The organism is Streptomyces sp. NPDC001100, assembly GCF_053598575.1.
This window is the reverse complement of record NZ_JBSFKO010000043.1, coordinates 1-16,065: the sequence shown is the minus strand read 5'-3', so window position 1 is coordinate 16,065 and position 16,065 is coordinate 1. Positions and strand designations below refer to the sequence as shown.

At 66.5% G+C, this 16,065-nt stretch carries 15 protein-coding genes; 10 read left to right on the top strand and 5 right to left on the bottom strand.

The window, feature by feature from the left end; genetic code table 11:
* Window positions 1–364: 364 nt before the first annotated feature.
* From ACWDEW_RS40970 to ACWDEW_RS40960, 3 genes are all read left to right on the top strand, one after another.
* Window positions 365–1,708: an AAA family ATPase gene (locus ACWDEW_RS40970; protein WP_450520243.1), complete on the top strand. Its 1,344-nt coding sequence runs from the start codon at window positions 365–367 to the stop codon at window positions 1,706–1,708.
* Complete coding sequence (locus ACWDEW_RS40965; RefSeq protein WP_450520241.1) at window positions 1,705–2,424, top strand: hypothetical protein; 720 nt, start codon at window positions 1,705–1,707, stop codon at window positions 2,422–2,424. The genes ACWDEW_RS40970 and ACWDEW_RS40965 overlap by 4 nt, the downstream gene beginning before the upstream one ends.
* 112 nt (window positions 2,425–2,536) lie before the next feature.
* A complete protein-coding gene (locus tag ACWDEW_RS40960; RefSeq protein ID WP_450520240.1) occupies window positions 2,537–4,939 on the top strand; it encodes a hypothetical protein in 2,403 nt (800 codons plus the stop codon).
* A gap of 608 nt (window positions 4,940–5,547) precedes the next feature.
* Here the strand turns inward: ACWDEW_RS40960 and ACWDEW_RS40955 are convergent.
* The 5 genes from ACWDEW_RS40955 to ACWDEW_RS40935 all read right to left on the bottom strand — a co-directional run bounded on the left by ACWDEW_RS40955 (window position 5,548) and on the right by ACWDEW_RS40935 (window position 10,597).
* Window positions 5,548–6,033 carry a Mov34/MPN/PAD-1 family protein gene (locus tag ACWDEW_RS40955; protein ID WP_450520238.1) on the bottom strand — a complete coding sequence of 162 codons (486 nt, stop codon included), beginning with the start codon at window positions 6,031–6,033 and terminating at the stop codon, window positions 5,548–5,550.
* 29 nt (window positions 6,034–6,062) lie between these two features.
* A complete protein-coding gene (locus ACWDEW_RS40950) occupies window positions 6,063–7,337 on the bottom strand; it encodes a HesA/MoeB/ThiF family protein (protein ID WP_450520236.1) in 1,275 nt (424 codons plus the stop codon).
* Entirely contained in the window at window positions 7,331–7,918 is a 588-nt protein-coding gene (locus ACWDEW_RS40945; protein WP_450520234.1) for a hypothetical protein, read from the bottom strand. The genes ACWDEW_RS40950 and ACWDEW_RS40945 overlap by 7 nt, the downstream gene beginning before the upstream one ends.
* A 5-nt stretch (window positions 7,919–7,923) precedes the next feature.
* Window positions 7,924–8,892 carry an SMODS domain-containing nucleotidyltransferase gene (locus tag ACWDEW_RS40940; protein WP_450520232.1) on the bottom strand — a complete coding sequence of 323 codons (969 nt, stop codon included), beginning with the start codon at window positions 8,890–8,892 and terminating at the stop codon, window positions 7,924–7,926.
* Window positions 8,893–9,127: 235 nt separating this feature from the next.
* Complete coding sequence (locus ACWDEW_RS40935; protein WP_450520230.1) at window positions 9,128–10,597, bottom strand: SAVED domain-containing protein; 1,470 nt, start codon at window positions 10,595–10,597, stop codon at window positions 9,128–9,130.
* Window positions 10,598–11,556: 959 nt separating this feature from the next.
* Between ACWDEW_RS40935 and ACWDEW_RS40930 the strand changes: the two genes are divergently transcribed.
* The 7 genes from ACWDEW_RS40930 (at window position 11,557) to ACWDEW_RS40900 (ending at window position 15,938) form a co-directional block, all read left to right on the top strand.
* On the top strand, window positions 11,557–11,706 hold the full coding sequence (locus ACWDEW_RS40930) for a hypothetical protein (RefSeq protein ID WP_450520228.1): 150 nt from the start codon (window positions 11,557–11,559) through the stop codon (window positions 11,704–11,706).
* A gap of 213 nt (window positions 11,707–11,919) precedes the next feature.
* Window positions 11,920–12,444 (top strand): hypothetical protein, encoded by a 525-nt coding sequence (locus ACWDEW_RS40925; protein ID WP_450520226.1) that lies wholly within the window; start codon window positions 11,920–11,922, stop codon window positions 12,442–12,444.
* A 922-nt stretch (window positions 12,445–13,366) separates the two neighbouring features.
* Complete coding sequence (locus ACWDEW_RS40920; RefSeq protein WP_450520224.1) at window positions 13,367–13,666, top strand: transposase; 300 nt, start codon at window positions 13,367–13,369, stop codon at window positions 13,664–13,666.
* Entirely contained in the window at window positions 13,663–14,550 is an 888-nt protein-coding gene (locus ACWDEW_RS40915) for an IS3 family transposase (protein ID WP_450520222.1), read from the top strand. Before ACWDEW_RS40920 ends, ACWDEW_RS40915 begins: the two co-directional genes overlap by 4 nt.
* A gap of 38 nt (window positions 14,551–14,588) precedes the next feature.
* Entirely contained in the window at window positions 14,589–14,810 is a 222-nt protein-coding gene (locus ACWDEW_RS40910) for an integrase core domain-containing protein (RefSeq protein WP_450520221.1), read from the top strand.
* A gap of 61 nt (window positions 14,811–14,871) precedes the next feature.
* Entirely contained in the window at window positions 14,872–15,264 is a 393-nt protein-coding gene (locus tag ACWDEW_RS40905) for a hypothetical protein (protein ID WP_450520219.1), read from the top strand.
* A gap of 5 nt (window positions 15,265–15,269) precedes the next feature.
* Entirely contained in the window at window positions 15,270–15,938 is a 669-nt protein-coding gene (locus tag ACWDEW_RS40900; RefSeq protein ID WP_450520217.1) for a nucleotidyl transferase AbiEii/AbiGii toxin family protein, read from the top strand.
* Window positions 15,939–16,065: the final 127 nt, after the last annotated feature.

The window sequence follows — 16,065 nt, the reverse complement described above, 5'->3', positions numbered from 1 at the left end:
ATGTGACGGCAGACAGGGGCTCCGGGCAGAACAGCATCCGGAGCGCGCTTGCGGGGGCGGGTCTGGGTCTTGGGGGCGGCCCGCACCACGAAGACACCGTCCGCCTGGTGGTCGTCAACGGATGTGGTGACGCGTGAGAGTCCCGGCGTGGGTGGGAGGCTGATCGGGCGGCTCTGGCCGTGCCTGTCCATGAGCAGCGACGCCTCCTCCTGGGGCCCGGCGCGTGCTGTGGCTTGCCGGCTGGTGCGGCGCGCTGAAGAGCAGGTGCTGATCGGTTCGAACAGCGTGGGAATCTAGTTCCTCTCAGTGCCTCACGCGGTTTTGCTGGTGAGGTGCAACGGTCGGAAGTGGAGACGGAGCACGGGTGTACGTCACGAGGGTCCAGCTCAGGAACATCAAGGGGTTCAGCGGCAAGCGTGCTGTGGACCTGTCTTTGTCCGGGCGCAGCGGCTGGACGGTGCTTGCGGGGCGCAACAGTTCGGGCAAGTCCACCGTTCTTCAGGCCATCGCGTTGGCCTTGGGAGGGCCGGCTGTCGCACGGGCGCTGGTGCCGGACTTCACCGGCTGGGTCGCCACCAGCGCCAGGAAGGGCGAGGCCGAAGTCCAGGTCACCAGCGATCCGGACTTCGACGGCTTCGTGGGGTCGGGCAACAAGCCTTTGGGTGAGATTTCCCTGGGGCTGCAGTGGGCACGCCAGTCGCCTGAGCCCGAGCACACCCACCGGCCGGTCATGGACGTGCTGAGTAAGGGCAGGAGCGGTACCCGCGGGCCGTGGACCGAGAACCCACTCGGCTGGTTCTATGCGGGTTACGGGCCCTTCCGGCGGCTGACCGGCGGTTCGAGCGAGGCGCAGCGGCTCATGGTGAACCAGGGGCCCAGTGGCCGGCTGGCCACGCTCTTCCATGAAGATGCGTCCCTGGCCGAGGGAGTGGCGTGGCTGATCGATCTGCGGCTGAGGTCGTACGAGGAAGATCAAAAGCGTGGTGCCGCCTGGCAGTTGCTCGATCAGGTTCTGGCCTTGCTGCGGGACGGGCTGCTGCCTGACCGATACCAGATCAAGAGCGTGACGGCGGATGGTCTGTGGGTGGTCGAGGACGGGCGCAAGGGGCCGGGATTCCCGTTGAAAGAGATGAGTGACGGCTACCGGACGGTGGCGGCACTGGTGCTCGACATCGCTCGTCAACTCCACGGGGCCTACGGGACGTTGAGGACCCGTCCGACCGAAGCCGGGGGTACTGCGATCGTCAACCCAGGTGTGGTGCTGATCGATGAGGTGGACGCACACCTGCATGTGACCTGGCAGCGCAAAATAGGCGACTGGCTGCAGGAGCACTTCCCCAACATCCAGTTCATCGTGACCAGTCACAGTCCCTACATCTGTCAGGCGGCCGACGAGGGCGGCCTCATCCGGCTTCCCGGGGTCGACGAGCAGCGGCCCCCGGAGGTGGTGGACGAGGATCTCTACCGGCGTGTCGTCTACGGCAGCGGCGACGACGCCGTGCTCTCGGAACTCTTCGGCCTGGAGACGCCCTACTCCAGCCGTGCCGAGCAGCAGCGCCGGCGTCTGGTGGCGCTGGAGCGCAAGGTGTATGCGGAGTCGGCGACCGCCGAGGAGATCGCCGAGTATCGGGAGCTGGGGAGTCTGCTGACGAGTTCTCTGGAGAGCAGGGTGGCTGAGGTGTCGGCCCGACTGGAGCAGAACCGGTGATCCCGCTCCAGCGGATACCCGTCTCCACCGATGCGCAGACTCTGCTGACACGGTGGACAAAGCACGTCCAGGACGCCGGTGCAACCACGAAGGCAGCTCGTGCGCAGTGGAAAACGGCCAAGGCTCCCAAGGCCAAGGTGCGCACGGCGTTGGAGGCGATGGCCCGCGGCGCTGTGCGGTGCATGTACTGCGACGACAACCGCGCCACGGACATTGATCACTTTGAACCGCTGGAGAGGGCTCCGCTGCGGGCGTTCGTATGGTTGAACCATCTGCTGGCTTGTTCGTACTGCAACAGCAACGTCAAACGGTCCCAATACCCGGTGGACGCGGACGGAGCGTGCCTTCTGGTCGACCCCACGGCAGAGGACCCTGCTGACCATCTGGAGCTGCTGCTGAAGAGCGGCAGATACACGGCCGTTTCGGGGTCGGCCAAGGGCGAGGAGACGATCAGGGTGTTCGCTCTCAACCGCCCCGATCTGGTCAAGGGGCGGATGGACGCCTTCTCCAGGGCCTGTTCGAACATGCGCGACTGGCACAGGCTGCGCCAAGAGGGCGATCCTGAGGCCGATCGGGTATCCCAGGCGCTACTGGACTCTCCGTTCATCAACGTCGTGCATGCCATGGCCCGGCTCAAGCCCGGTGTCGCCGCGGTCGTCGTCGGCCCGCGGACCGTTCCGGCTCTCGACGCGTGGCGGTCCGCGCACGGTTTCTGACCCGTCCCGGCATCGCGCCGGTCGCGGGCCCGAGATGATCGGTCGAGGAAACCGCGGACAGCTCGGGCCGGCCGTCGCGGGTGCGGGGGCTGGCGGCAAGGGGGATCTCGGCATGCGCCATGTTCTGAGCCGGACTGCCACGGAGGGAACGGTCCTGGCACGCCGCCATGTGCGGCCTTTCAGACGTGCCTATCTGATTCGCGACGACGACTACGCAGGCCTGCTGCGGGTGATCGAGCGTGCCTGCCAGGTGTGGGGCGGGGTCGGCGACCTCATTGTTCCGGTGGCTGCCGACGGCAGCGTCAGCGACTTGTACCGGACGTTGCTGCTGCGCAGCGAGCTCGACTACCTGACGGTCGTCGTTCCTGATGCTGAGTCACAGGCCTGGCAGCAGCGATGCGGCGAACTGGGCAAGACGATGCGGCTGCCGACGGGGTCGAACGAAGAGACACCGGTTCTCATGATTGCCGGGACCCGGAACGCTGAGAGTCTGCGTACGGTGACCGTGACCGACACACCGGCGGACGATCCCTGGGAGCTGGTCTACAGCGTCATGCTGGGGCGCTTGCCGCAGCGGCCGGACGAGGACCTGCTGGCGTACTCAAGAGCCCGCGATGATCTGCAGTTCAACGATGTCCTGGCCCTCGAGCGGCAGACACCCGAGAGCTTGGGGATGGAGGACCTGCTGGCGCGGTGCCGGCAGGTCACGCCTGTGGGACTGAGCCGGATGTCCCTGACACCCCGTCCGGTGCGGATGGGCACCAACGGCGTTGATGACTGGCTGCAGGAAGCAGGTGCGGCAGCCCGCGGTCTGGGCCGCAACGTCTACGTCCTCTGCGGGCACCGGAGCGTCGCGGACGCCGCCCTGTTGTGGAACCTGCGGGCCCTGCACGGCTGGTCCTCCGTCGTGCCGATCGGCCTGCCGGTGCCCCGTACCCGGGCTGGGGAACTGGACGTCGCAGAGGTGGAGGCGAGGATCGAAGCCGTCGCTCGTCAGCCGTTCTGGGTGATCGGCGTCGCGCCCATGATGGTGCTCACCTCGGCCACCCTGCCGCAGGAGGACCTTGAGGCTGTGGGGTGTGCTCTGCCCCGCCGTGCGGTGTACGCCCTCAGCCCTTGCGATGTGCTGGTGCCCACGCCTGCGCCCCTGGCCCGCAGTTCCAGCATGCCGCTGTCCTTCGCCGCCGGCCGTGCGCTGGCGCAGACGCTGACCGAGGACGACCGGGAGGCGCTGGCTCTGGTGAACACGGACCAGTCGGTCCGTGTCACGGTCGAGGTCGACCGGCAGCCGCTGCCTTCGCTGGTACCGCTACGCGGTGGGCGCTGGTCGATGTACCCGGAGTACGGCGGAGGCGGCGCGATCGTCAGTGCGTCAGCGACGGGCGTTGCCGAAGTGCGGTGGCCGCAGACGTGGACCCTGCTGGAAGCGGCCGCGCGTGAACACGGCCTGACGGTACGGGAGTCCGTCCCCGGACAGCACGCCGTCGCGCTGGCCGAACTCACCGGCGGTGCGCACGAGGTTCGCTGGCTGGCTCATCGCGGCCTGCTCTCACTGCTGTACTCCACTGCGGCAAGCACATCCATGAGCTGGTTCAAGGCGCGGGCGGATCGTCTGGCCAGGCAAGTAGCCGCAGCTCAGGAAGATCCCGACGCCGCGATGGCACAGTTCACCGAACTGCTCGCGGACATCAACGTCAGCCACGATGCCGAGACCTCGGGCGCATTCGATCTCAGCTCCCTCAGCAAAGCGCTGGGCGGGAAACGCTCGGTCGCGGAGGCCTGGCTGCGGTGGGCACTGCAGCGACGCCTCGTCCTGCGGGTCGTCCAGCTCATCTGTGATCACTGCGGCTTCAAACTCCTGCGCCCGGTGCAGCAGACCGGCAACGCCGGCTGCCCACGGTGCGGCCGCACCATGGTGGACCCGTTCGCCCTGACGTCGCTGACGTTCCGTTACCGCCTGGCCGAACCCCTGCGACGGTCCATCGACGACGATTCCGTCTACCACGCCTTGATCATGCGCTGGCTGATCGCGGCGCTGGCGAACCGGCCCGGCTACCTGGTGGGCGCGCACCCCGGAGTCGAGTTCTACCGCGGGAAGCAGCAGATCGGCGAGGCAGACATCGTCCTGCTCATGGCGGACGGCACCATCATTCCCGCCGAGGTGAAACGGCACGGCCGCCAGCTGACCGAGGACGAGGTGGGCAAGGTCCGCTCGATCGCCGACGCGCTGCAGTCCCCCACCGTGCTCCTTGGCGCGGGCGACAGCAGCGACGACTGCCCTCAGGCCCTCGCACACGACCGTGACGACGGAACCGCCCGCGTCATTACCAGCGACTACTGGCTCACCCCGATCCCCCAGCCCGCCATCGACGGCTCAGGCCTGCCCCGCTGGAGCAGGGACGACAACCGTCCCCCCGGCACCCTGGACGGCCACGAAGAAGCCTTCTGCAGATTCATCGAGGACGCCAGCGCCCGCGCCTTCGGCACACACGACCCCGTCCGTGACCTGTTCTGACGTGCGGTTCGCCGGAGGTTTCCGCTCCCTGCGCCGATGCGGGCCGCCCCACCAAGACGGTCGCCGGTCCTGTCCGGGCAGGACCACGTGCCGGACGGCGTGTTGACATGATGCGACCGCCCGGACGACACCGCCGGACGCATGCCAGGCCACGGGCGGCCGGGCCGCTCGACACGGCTCCTCCCCCACCAGCAGACAGCCCGCTTCGCGAGCCGGCAGCGGCGCCTGCGCCTGGTCGGCGAGGACGTCCCGGAAGAAGGGGACACGGCCCGGGTACAAGCGCGCGGCGTTCTCAGTCCGTTGCTGCACCCTGCCCCATGACCAGCACTCAAGTGCCGGCGGAATCGCGCGGCGCGGGCCGTGCGGAACATCAACCCGGTGCCCTGATCCCCTCGTTCGCCGCCCGCACTCCCGCCCCACCTCCCTTTCCTCCTTGTGTCCTGGGCGGGTGCGGGTGGCGTAGAGGGGATGCCAGCCCAACTGGAAGCTCCCGACCACGCAATTGACCAGCGGCAACAGCGCACCGCGGAATTCGACACGCGCAGGAGAAGACGCAGCCGATGACGCAGGAGAAGGTGCACTCCCGACCACGGGGCCAGCTGGGGTGGTCATGGCGGGCATCCACGGTCACGGTGGTCTGTCGGGGCGATGAGGTGGACGGGAAGCTGCAGTTGGGTGGCTGTGATCCTGTGGTGGCGACAGGCCCATGCCTGAACTGCCCAGCTGTCCCGGTGAGGAGCGAGGATGACGGCGATGAGGGTGTGGAAGGCCAGTTCCGGGTCGCGCAGGAGCCGGCGATAGGTGTCTGTGTCGCGCTGGCTGGGGGTCGTCGTGGCGCTGGTGGGATGGGTGTGCCATTCGCCGACCCAGATGCTGCCGTCGTCGGCGAACGCCTGGTCCGCGAGCGCTTGGGCATGTGCCAGATCGCGCAGGAAGGATGTCGGTGTCCGTACTGCGGTGGGACCGGGGGTGCCGGCGTGGCGGACGACGACGGTGTCGCGATCGTGACGGCCCAGGAGGATGCCCCCGGTTTCGGTGGCGTGGTCGTTGGCGGCCAGCTCCGTCGTGATGGTGCGGACCGCGCGTGTGGTCATGCGCACCCGGGTGACCGGCTGCTGGAGGGTCATGGCGTTTCGCACGTGGGGCAGCCCGGTTCCGGTGGCGGTGCGGACAGCCAGCGCAGTTCGCCGGTGCGGTTCAGGTCGAAGGGCGGGGAGCAGTCGGGCTGACGGCGCAGTGCCAGGAGCGCGTGTTCGCCGGGCAGCCGCTGGTCGGGGTGCCCGGCGCGTTCCAGGATGGTGGCGACGGCTGTTTTGGCGGCGAGGTGGGCGACCAGGTGCAGGTCGGGGCCGACTGCGGTCATCGGCCGGTGGCGTGTGCCGGTGCCGTAGCCGGCGTCCAGGGCGGGCTCCGGGTCCATGCCCCCGTTGTTGACCAGTGCCTGGCGGCGGCAGGTCAGGCAGCCGTGGCGGGGCCAGGGTCGGAGCCTGAGTACCTCGCCGATGGCGCCGTCCTGCAGGACGCATGCCAGGACGGCGGTGACGCCTGCATGGCGTGCGAGGTGGCCAATGGTTCTGCGGGCCGCGACGCCGTCGGCGGTGCACACCACGATGTCGACGGCGGGGAGCAGTGCCCGTACGCGGTCTGCTTGGGTGATCACGTCCCAGGGCAGCGGTTGAACCTGGGTGTCCGGGCGCAGCCGGGTGAGTTCTTCGGCCAGGGCGGTGACTTTGTGGCGGCCGATGTAGCGGCCGGCGCTGGTGTGGCGCACCAGGTTGTGCCAGGACAGGCGGTCGGGGTCCATCAGGGTCAGCTGTCCGATGCCGTAGCCGGCCAGGGCGTGGGCGGTGGCGCTGCCGATGCTGCCGGCCCCGACCAGGAGAGCACGGGTTTTCTGCAGGTGTGCTGCCGGCCAGTGCGGCTCCAGCTGGGCGATGCCGGTGACGGCGGGCTGGATGAGGATGTCGAGCGGGAGTGCGCCTTCGGGGGTGACTTGCCAGGCGGCCAGGTCGGGCAGTGCGGCGTCGGGGAAGGCCTCTGCCAGGCCGGGTGCGTAGGTGATGGCGAGGTAGGGCGTTCCGAAGGTCTGGTAGCCGCCGCTTACGGCGTCCCGGAACGCTGTTCTGGGAATGACCGTGTCCTGGCGTGCGCGGCACTGCGCCCACGCCAGGTGCAGTGCGGGTTCGACCCGGTACCACAGGCTGATGGGAGCGGGGTCGCAGTTGGCAAGGAGCCGTTCGGCGGGCTCGGGGTCGACGGAGACCTTGGGGTTGTTGCCGTCCGACAGGGCGCACACCACGGCCAGTTCGTCCGGGGCGCTGACCCGCAGGGTCAGGTGGCCCCATGTGCCGGCCTGGCGGATCGTGGCGGCGGCCAGGTGCGGGAAGAGGATCAGCACGGCGCCTCTGTCTTCGGGCCGTTGTCCGCTTTGCCGGCTGCTGGTGCGGTATCTGTTTGGCCGGCTGCGGGCGGCGGCTGGGAGAAGAGGTGATCGTGGCGGTTGTCGCTGACGATGCCGCGGCGGGACATCTCCTGGATGACGCCGTGTTTCATCAGCGCGTACTCCAGCCGCCATCCAGCCGCTTTGAGGAGCAGGTCGATGAGCGAGTCCCGTCCGGTCCACCAGGCGTGTTCCTGCAGCAGGCACAGGGTGCCGTCTCCGTTGACGTGCCAGCGGGTCTGGGTCCACTCCTGGGGCGGCGGCAGGGGGTCCAGGGGGAGCAGAGCGGGTTCCACCATGGGGTAGGCCTGGTTGTAGGCAACGGTCAGGCGCAGCCCCTCCTCCCCCACCCAGGCGCTGAGGTTCGGCGGTTGCGGGCGGTCGAACGGCCAGCGCGGCAGGACGCCGGTCCAGGTGCCGGCGCCGTCGCTGTTCCACACCAGGCCGCTGAACCGTGCGGTGATCTCGGACTGATCTCGTTCAAGGCGCCGGGGTTCGGCTTTCCACCATGTGATCGGTTCACGGTCGGACCTGTCCATGGCTGTCATCCCTGGGGTGCGTCCTTGATCGGCCGGGGTGCGACCAGGGCGGGTGTGCCTGTGATCTTCGAAGCGGGCTTGGCGGGTGCGGGGAAGCCGTCGCCGAAGATGTCCTGCCACAGTCGCAGCGCACCGTCGGTGTCCCCGGCAGCAGCGGCGGCGCAGGCTCGCTCGGCGAGGTCCGCGGCATCGGCGAACGCGTCGGAGAGTCCGTCGTAGTCCAGGTCGGGCTGCACTTCCCCGCACAGTCCCGCGGGATCCGAGACTCCTTCGTTGACCCTGACCGCGGCGGCGGTGAAGAACGTCTTCAGCCCTTCCGCGCGGCTGCCCTCTTTCGGCATGCACTCCAGCGCGAGGATCTCGACGACCAGGGACTTGATGCGGCCCTGGACCGGCGCGCTGTGGCGCCAGTCCTTGAGTACTCTCACCAGCGGGCGGAAGTGTTCCCACGCGCCCTGGTGCTCGGCGACCTTGCGGATGAGGTACTCCGGATCCGCCGGGACCCAGCAGCGGTTGAGCTTCTCCGGGATCAGCAGGGTGCCGTCGCTCTGGCGCAGTGCCGGCATGACGTCGACCGTGAACGCCTCTTCCTCGTCCTTGTCGTCCAGGAAGCATTTGACCGCGTGGTTGCGCGGCACAGCCCGGCGGACCTCCTGGGCGACGGTGCCGTAGGTCTGGCCCAGAAGCCGGTGGATCTGATCCCCGGCGTGGTCCAGTGCCTCGCCCGCGCTGTCGCCCGGTGCGCCCCAGTCCGGGTGCGCGGTCACGTCGTAGACCACGACGATGTCCACGTCGTGGATGGGCTTGAGCTGAGTGCTTCGGCTCAGGGAGCCCGATCCGAACGTCTCCAGGACGTCCTCCTCGCCGGACATAGCCTTCTTGAAGGTGTCCCGGCGTTCGCGCGCCAACTTGACCTGGTCGATGTCGGCGTTGACCTCTGCCTGGAGCTCATCGAACGCGTCGTTGATCCCCATCACGTGCCTCCTCAGGCTCGCCGTTCAGCCCGAGTGCGCGCCGCCGTCGGCCGTCGGGAGACGGTCAGCGGGTCGAGTTGGAGGCACCGACAGCTGTTCCTTCCGACAAGCCTAGGACCCGCCACTGACAACGCCCCGGCGTCATCCGCCGCCTGCGGGGCGGGGTGGTGCCGGAGCGGTCAGATGTGTGGTGGGTGCCTTGACGTCTGCTTCCTGAGGGTGAGGCGGGTGTGGTTCAGGCGTCCACGGTGAAGGCCGCCTCGTAGACGTCCTCCGTTGCCACGTGCTCGTACACCACAGTGGGGCGCAGCCGGTTCCAGCGGTGTCCGAGGAGGAGGGCGAGACCCATGGGGCAGGCCTGGAAAAGGTGGATCCGGGATGCACCGTGGCTGGCCGTACGGAGAGCGTCACGGATTCCGATGGCCAGGGCGTTGGCAGTGGCGGCGTCCGGGACCGAGTTGTCCTTCGCCCCCGCGGGCGGGCGCAGGACCAGGAGCCGCGATACCGGCAGCTGCCTGTTCTGCAGGAACTTTAGGACATCGGCGGTGGGGTCGGTGGCCACCGCGATAGCAACGGCCAGATCTTGGCCTGCGTCGATCGCGTGCGTCTCCCGGGCGGGAGCGAGCACAGTGTGGTAGGGCTCGGTGGAGGACCAGAGTTGGCCTCGCTGCAGTACGGCCAAGTCGGCTCCGGTGACCATGCGGAAGGCGGTACCGGTCAGGAAGGCGGGCGCAAGACGCAGGCTGCCGGTTACCGCCACAGCGGCTGTCCCCGGGGGAAGCCGGTGAGGCGCCGCCTCGATCTCCTCCTGAAGCTGTGCCCAGGTGGCGGGGGCCTTGGGTCGGCACTTGGAGTAAGCGGTGTCTCCCTCGAAGCGGTCGGCCCAGTCGATGGCGTAGTCGGCGTCGTCGGCCATCGGGTCGGGCTTGAGGGTGGCGATCGACACGACGGCGCGGTTGGGACCGGCCGTGAGCGCGAGCGTCTGGACGGCATCGGTGATCTGGGCCAGTGACAGCGTGCGCTGACCGTTGATCACCTGGCGGGCCACCCAGTCCGCGCCTGCTTGTACGGCAGCCGCGTCGGGGCGAAGGCCCGCAGCGAACATCAACAGTTGCAGGTGTTCGTGGAGGTGGGAGACGTCGCGGGCGATGTCGAAGCGCAGTACGCGCAGCAGGTCGAGAAGTTGTTCTTCGTCGGTCCCGGCGTTCGCCGCCCAGCGGCTGCGGGCCCGGCCTTTCGCGGACCGGGGTCCTTGCTGGCCGGCTTTGGGCATGAGGGTCTGGGTGCGTGGATCGCGCAGCGAGACGAGCGGGTCGGCGGGGTCGGGCGCCCGGTTGCTGATCAGTGCCAGGTCGACGGGCGCCCCGTCGGCGGTCAGACGCTGCCAGCTCTGGGTGATCTTCTTCAGGAGCGAGGTGCCGCCGGAGGTGCTGGGAGTGAACAGGTACGTCTCATTGACGGGGGTGGCGGCGTCGGCGGTGTACTTCACCTGGGCGTAGGTGTGCGGAGGGCTGGCCCGGTAGAGGACAACATCGTCCAGGTTGCCCGCCTGGTCGGCTTCGACACCGACGCCGACGACCGGGTTGGGTGTGTGGAGGGCAGCGTCCCGTAGTGCTGTGACGCAACCCTGCCAGGCCCACAGCCACTGGTATCTATCGCCGGCGATCCGCACACCGGTGGGGCCAGGGGCTGGAAGGTCAGGCATGAGATCCGCTCCGTGGTCTCGGGGTTGAGCTGCAACTGTTCGCGGGCTTCGATGCCCCATTGCGCAGGGTGACCGCTCTCGGAGCCGCACGACGGGCGGCGGCCAGCCATCACGGGGTGTCGCGCTTGGCCACGGCCGCTGGCAGAGCGTACTGCTGGGCCGGGTCGTGGGAGAGCAGGCCCGTGCCACGCTCACGGCTGCGGACGTTCTCATGGACCAGCTCCCCGAGAGCGAAGGGGCAGACACCAGCTGGTGTACCGCGAGCAGAAGCAGCACATCCACCTCAGTCACACCACGCCTCGCAGACACGGTCCGCGCCCACGAGCCAGCAGCGGGCGCTGGTAATGCCGGAGCCAGCCAGCACCCCGCTGCCCACCGACGCCGCTGTCACGCTCAAGCGTCATGAACCAAGTGCCGTCACCACCACTGACATGCGGGCAGGATTTTCGGTCCGACACCGATCCGCTCCCGCAGCCGAGCTCGTAACCACCACGATCCGCCAGACCAACCCTGACCAGCGCATACCTACCCACCCAGGCCACGCAGCCATAAAGAAATCCTGAGCCGATCACTAAATTCCGAAGTGATCACTAAACCTGCACCTCAGAGCCTGCCCGCATCCCAACTACCCCAGGAAAACCCAGGTCAGAACCATGCCGTACCACGGCAAGAGATCCCGAAACGATCACTAGATACACACGTCAGCGCATCCATTCACCTAGTGATCGTTAGCAGATTTGTCATAGGAGGATGTAGTGACCTCAGAATCATCTGGCGAGGAGAGGTCTGTCCGGCGATCTGCGAATAGTCGCCAGGCTGCAGAGGCTCTCAAAGCCGGGGAAATCTCTAGCCGAGACCGGGCGAATCTCTTACGAGAGGAACAGCGAGCTCGTCGAAACATCGCCGTAGTATTGGTCTACGGATACATAGGTATCACGCTGCTGAGCATTTTGGCCCCTGTGCTCATCGTGAAGCTGGTTGGTGGCGCGGAGATTGCGGCAGTCAAATCAACCACCGAAGGGATGGCGCCGATTACTTCGGGCCTCGTGGGCGTCCTCGGTTTCGTCCTTGGATATTATTTCAAATCGGAGGAGAAAGGGGGCAGCTGATTTCAGCTGCCGCATGGCGAAAACTCCTGGGCTACCCCGCGCCGCATCTCGGCCTGTCGCAAGGCTCACGGTCGGCTCCCAGGTTTCAATCACAAAAGTGGGCCTGGGGGGCACATGCCTGAAGATGACGTATCAGAGCCCGAGGGTTCCCTCCGGCCTTCGAGGGCTACTGCAGCCAACCTCGAATATGTGCGACGTGTGTACGAGCGAGCAATGGACTGGTACAAAGTGGCCGAGACGAAGGCCCAAATCATTCTCACCGTCAATGGTTTACTGGTGACCATTTTTTTCGGCATCACCGCCCAAAGTCTTACGGCGGATAATTTGCGCACTAAGATATCCGGCGCCGAAGCTTGGTTCTTCCTGTTCGTCTCCACTTGTGCTGTTTTAGGTTCAGTTACGTGCGCCGTGGCGTGTCTGTGGTCGCGGCATGGGGCAAACTCTCAAGCTACTTTTGTTCAACTCGGAGTAGATCCAGAAGATCCGCATACCTATAAACCCGAGGTTCTTTGGTACTTCGGAGACATAGCTAATCTCCCAATATCGCCAGCAATGGATCTCATCAGCCAGGCCGACATCGAATTTGAGATAAAGGCCCTCTCGTACAATGTCGTCCATCTGTCGCGGGTCGTTCTGCGTAAGCATCGATATCTGAATGCAGGATGGGTGCTTACCGCCGTGGCCATCAGCTCGCTCATCTTGGGCGGGATGAGCGTTTTCATACGGGCTCAGACTTGAGTGGACCAAGACCCTGCTATGTATGTCGGGCCAGCATCGGGAGTAAGTGGAGGGCGCCATTTACCCAAGCCTTGCTTGATCATTGATGACACTCACACGGACAGACCTCGCTCCCTGGGCAGAGTCCAGACGAAAATACGTGGTCGACGAGCCCGCGAGCTTGGAGCGCGGACAGCAGGCGAAGGAAACCTCTAACCGAATCCCTATCCTTGACTGTCCCGTCGAACGCAGTTGTCGCCAGTCGCTCACGAGCCTTTGGAAATGCACAGGCAAACTCGGCAACATGCCACGCCAATCGCCTGTCCAGGTATTCGATAACTGGGTCACGGCCATGATCAAAGCGGCCCGCAACAAGAGAGGTCCGCCCAGCCTCAACTCGTTCGAAGCACCAAAGCATCGTGTAATAGGCAGCGAAGTACAGCCGCACCTGATTTTCATCGCTCAAATCAGGGGTGATCCCGTGTTGATGCCCATAATGGAGTTGTGCCACGCGGTGGCGAACGGCCACCGTCTCACCAGAATTGACTTCTTGGAGCAGACTCCGAGCGGTTTCAAACCTAGATCGTCGGTACTCTGTTTGATGAGTCCGTACAGCGATTGCGATCGCCGCCAAGGCCAATGTGGCAGACGCGACACTGGATATCGCCGACCAATCATCCACGTTCATTGGTCCCCCAACCAACGTCACCTCCCTCGTCTGCAGCTGCGTCGGCAGGAGGCGCTTGAACAAGTACCAACCATATTCGGGTTACGAACACGAAAGCTAGTACCCGGCGGACCGCCAAAGACGGGGACCACGCACCCTCGCGAGAAACGTGGCTCTCTGCATGCCGTTCAAGGGGTCACTTCAACTTGTGAAGCTTCCCCTTGATCGTGGACACCTGGAGACTGGGATCTGATGTTCCAGAGGAAGTAGCACCAGGTGGGAAGCAAGTACACGAAGCGGTACACAGAGGAGTTCAAGCGGGACGCCATCGCGCTCGTCGACTCCTCGGGCAAGACGGTCACCGCCGTCGCCCGGGAGCTCGGCATCAGTTCCGAGTCCCTGCGCGGCTGGTACCGCCAGGCCAGGGCAGACCAGGGCGAGGGCCGCCCTGGCGAGCTCACCACGCAGGAGCGCGAGGAGCTCAGGCGGCTGCGCAGGCAGAACGCCGAGCAGGCAAAGACGATCGAGGTCCTGCGAAAAGCCGCGGTCTTCTTCGCGAAAGAGAGCGATCGGTGAACGATACGTACGCGTTCATCGAGGCGGAGAAGACCACCCACGGCGTCGCTTTCCTCTGCAGGCTGCTGAAGGTGGCCCGCTCCTCTTTCTACGCCTGGCTCGCCGCGCAGAAGACCCGCGCCGCCCGCCAGGCCGCCGACGCGGCCTTGACCCACGAGATCACCGTCATCCACCTCGCCTCCCGTGGAACCTACGGCGTCCCGCGAGTCCATGCCGAACTGCGGCGTCTGGGACGGTCTGTGAACCACAAGCGCGTCGCCCGCCTGATGCGTGAGCACGGCATCCAGGGCGCCCACCGTCGCCGGCGCCGGTCCCTGACGCGGCCGGACAAGAAGGCCAGGCCGGCCCCGGACCTGATCGGCCGCGACTTCCACGCCGACATCCCCGGCACGAAGCTGGTTGGAGACATCACTTTCCTCCCGACGGCCGAGGGCTGGCTCTACCTCGCCTGCTGGCTGGACCTGGCCACCCGCGAGGTCGTCGGCTACGCCATGGCCGACCATCACCGGGCCGAACTCGTCGTGGATGCCCTCAACATGGCCCACGGCCGAGCCGGTCTGAAACCCGGCTGCGTCATACACAGTGATCGCGGAAGCGAGTACACGTCGGCCCAATTCCGCTACCACATAAGCGAGTTGGGGCTGCGGCAGAGCTGCGGACGCACCGGATCATGCTTCGACAACGCCGCTGCGGAGAGTTTCTGGGCCCTACTCAAAGAGGAAATCGGCACCAGAATCTGGCCCGGCCGGGCCACCGCCCGCGCCGAGGTCTTCAACTTCATCGAGACTTTCTACAACCGCCGCCGCCTGCGCAAGCACAAGGCCTTCGGCTACCTCACCCCAGCCGAGACCAGGCAAAGGCATCAACACACCCTCGCGGCATAACCATCGAGTGTCCGAGATCACGGGCAAACTTCAAGCGGGTGCCTTCCCCGTCAGTTGCAGAGGCGTTCAACAGTGTGCTCAAGGTCGAGTACGTCCACCGGCACACCTTCACCACCCGCACCGAGGCCCGGATCAGGATCGCCACCTGGATCACCGACTTCTACAACACTAGGCGGCTACACAGCGTATGCGGGTTCAAAAGCCCGATCGACTACGAACGCGAGTACCGAGCCACCCTCGCCGAGGGACTGGCCGCATAGATCGTCTCCACACTGCGAGGGGATTGACACGCATGACTTTCCCAGCCGCCATAATGACGGCATGCCCTCCAGCCGACAGCACCCCGCACCCACGTCGAGAAACCTCTCGAGTGCGGAAGCCGAAGATCTCGCGTTGTATCGGGAGAAGTTCCGGCGGCGTCTGCCGGAGTCGCTCGACGAGTTGCGCGGCCCGACACACGGGGTCGTGGAGCTGCCACTGCACGTGGCCTGGTCCGGGATGACCTCGTACGACATGGGCAATCCTCGCCAGCGCATGGGCCTGTACCGAACCGTCCTGCACGAGGGCCTGCGCGACGACCTTCCCCGCTTCCTCGACCAGAACCTGCTCCTCCAGATGTGGCCGGTACTGCGGACCCTTGTCGGTCGCACCGTGCGCACCGTATGGGAAGACGCCTTCCCCCAGCTCGCCTCCCGCACCCGGGCAGCCGCGTGACGGACATGCCGGAGCTGCACGCACGGCTCCTGGCGGATGTGATCGCCCTCGGCGCCCCGTATCCACTGGTCCTCACCGGCGGATACGCCGTGCGGGCGCATCGCCTCGTGAACCGCCCCAGCCAGGACCTCGACGTCGCCACCGAGAACCCGGCACCGATGGCCGACATCGCGGCGACGCTCCGTAGCGGCCTGGAAGCTCGGGGCTGGCAGGTACAGGCACTGGAGACCGCCCCGCTGTCCGCCCGTTTCACCGTGTCCGACCCGGCCACTGGACAGGACTGCGAAGTCGACATCCTCAAGGAGATCTTCTGGCGGCCGGTCACCCAGAGCCCGTACGGGCCCGTGCTCGCGGAGGAGGACGTGATCGGGACCAAGGTCCGCGCCCTGGCCGACCGCGGAGCGCCCCGCGATCTGATCGACGTGTTCGCAGCCTCCCGCCGCTGGACCAGTGCCGAGCTTGAGGAGTTCGGCCGCCGCCACGCCCGTGGACGCTTCGAGCGCGAGGATCTGCAGTCGAACCTCACAGGCGCCGAGTGGACCGACGACGAAGCCTTCGCCGCCTACGGCCTCGACGAAGCCACCATTACGGCTCTTCGCACCTGGGCCGTGGAGTGGGCCGACGCCCTTGCCGCCCGCCTCCTCGAAGCGTCCGATGATCCGGACATCGACTGAACACGGTCGGGCGGGACCGGGTCTCCAAGCTGCTCACGATGCCGACCAGGATTGGAGCCAAGAAATCAGTAGTTGACGTGCTCCCTGGCCTAAAGTCCAGGGATTCCGGCCTGGGTCGTCTGACCCT

Bases quoted from the DNA above. Each gene is read 5' to 3' on its own strand.
- ACWDEW_RS40960 (WP_450520240.1), top strand. From the start codon at position 2,537: ATGCGCCATGTTCTGAGCCGGACTGCCACGGAGGGAACGGTCCTGGCA.
- ACWDEW_RS40955 (WP_450520238.1), bottom strand. From the start codon at position 6,033: ATGACCACACGCGCGGTCCGCACCATCACGACGGAGCTGGCCGCCAAC.
- ACWDEW_RS40945 (WP_450520234.1), bottom strand. From the start codon at position 7,918: ATGGACAGGTCCGACCGTGAACCGATCACATGGTGGAAAGCCGAACCC.
- ACWDEW_RS40940 (WP_450520232.1), bottom strand. From the start codon at position 8,892: ATGGGGATCAACGACGCGTTCGATGAGCTCCAGGCAGAGGTCAACGCC.
- ACWDEW_RS40935 (WP_450520230.1), bottom strand. From the start codon at position 10,597: ATGCCTGACCTTCCAGCCCCTGGCCCCACCGGTGTGCGGATCGCCGGC.
- ACWDEW_RS40925 (WP_450520226.1), top strand. From the start codon at position 11,920: ATGGACTGGTACAAAGTGGCCGAGACGAAGGCCCAAATCATTCTCACC.
- ACWDEW_RS40905 (WP_450520219.1), top strand. From the start codon at position 14,872: ATGCCCTCCAGCCGACAGCACCCCGCACCCACGTCGAGAAACCTCTCG.
- ACWDEW_RS40900 (WP_450520217.1), top strand. From the start codon at position 15,270: ATGCCGGAGCTGCACGCACGGCTCCTGGCGGATGTGATCGCCCTCGGC.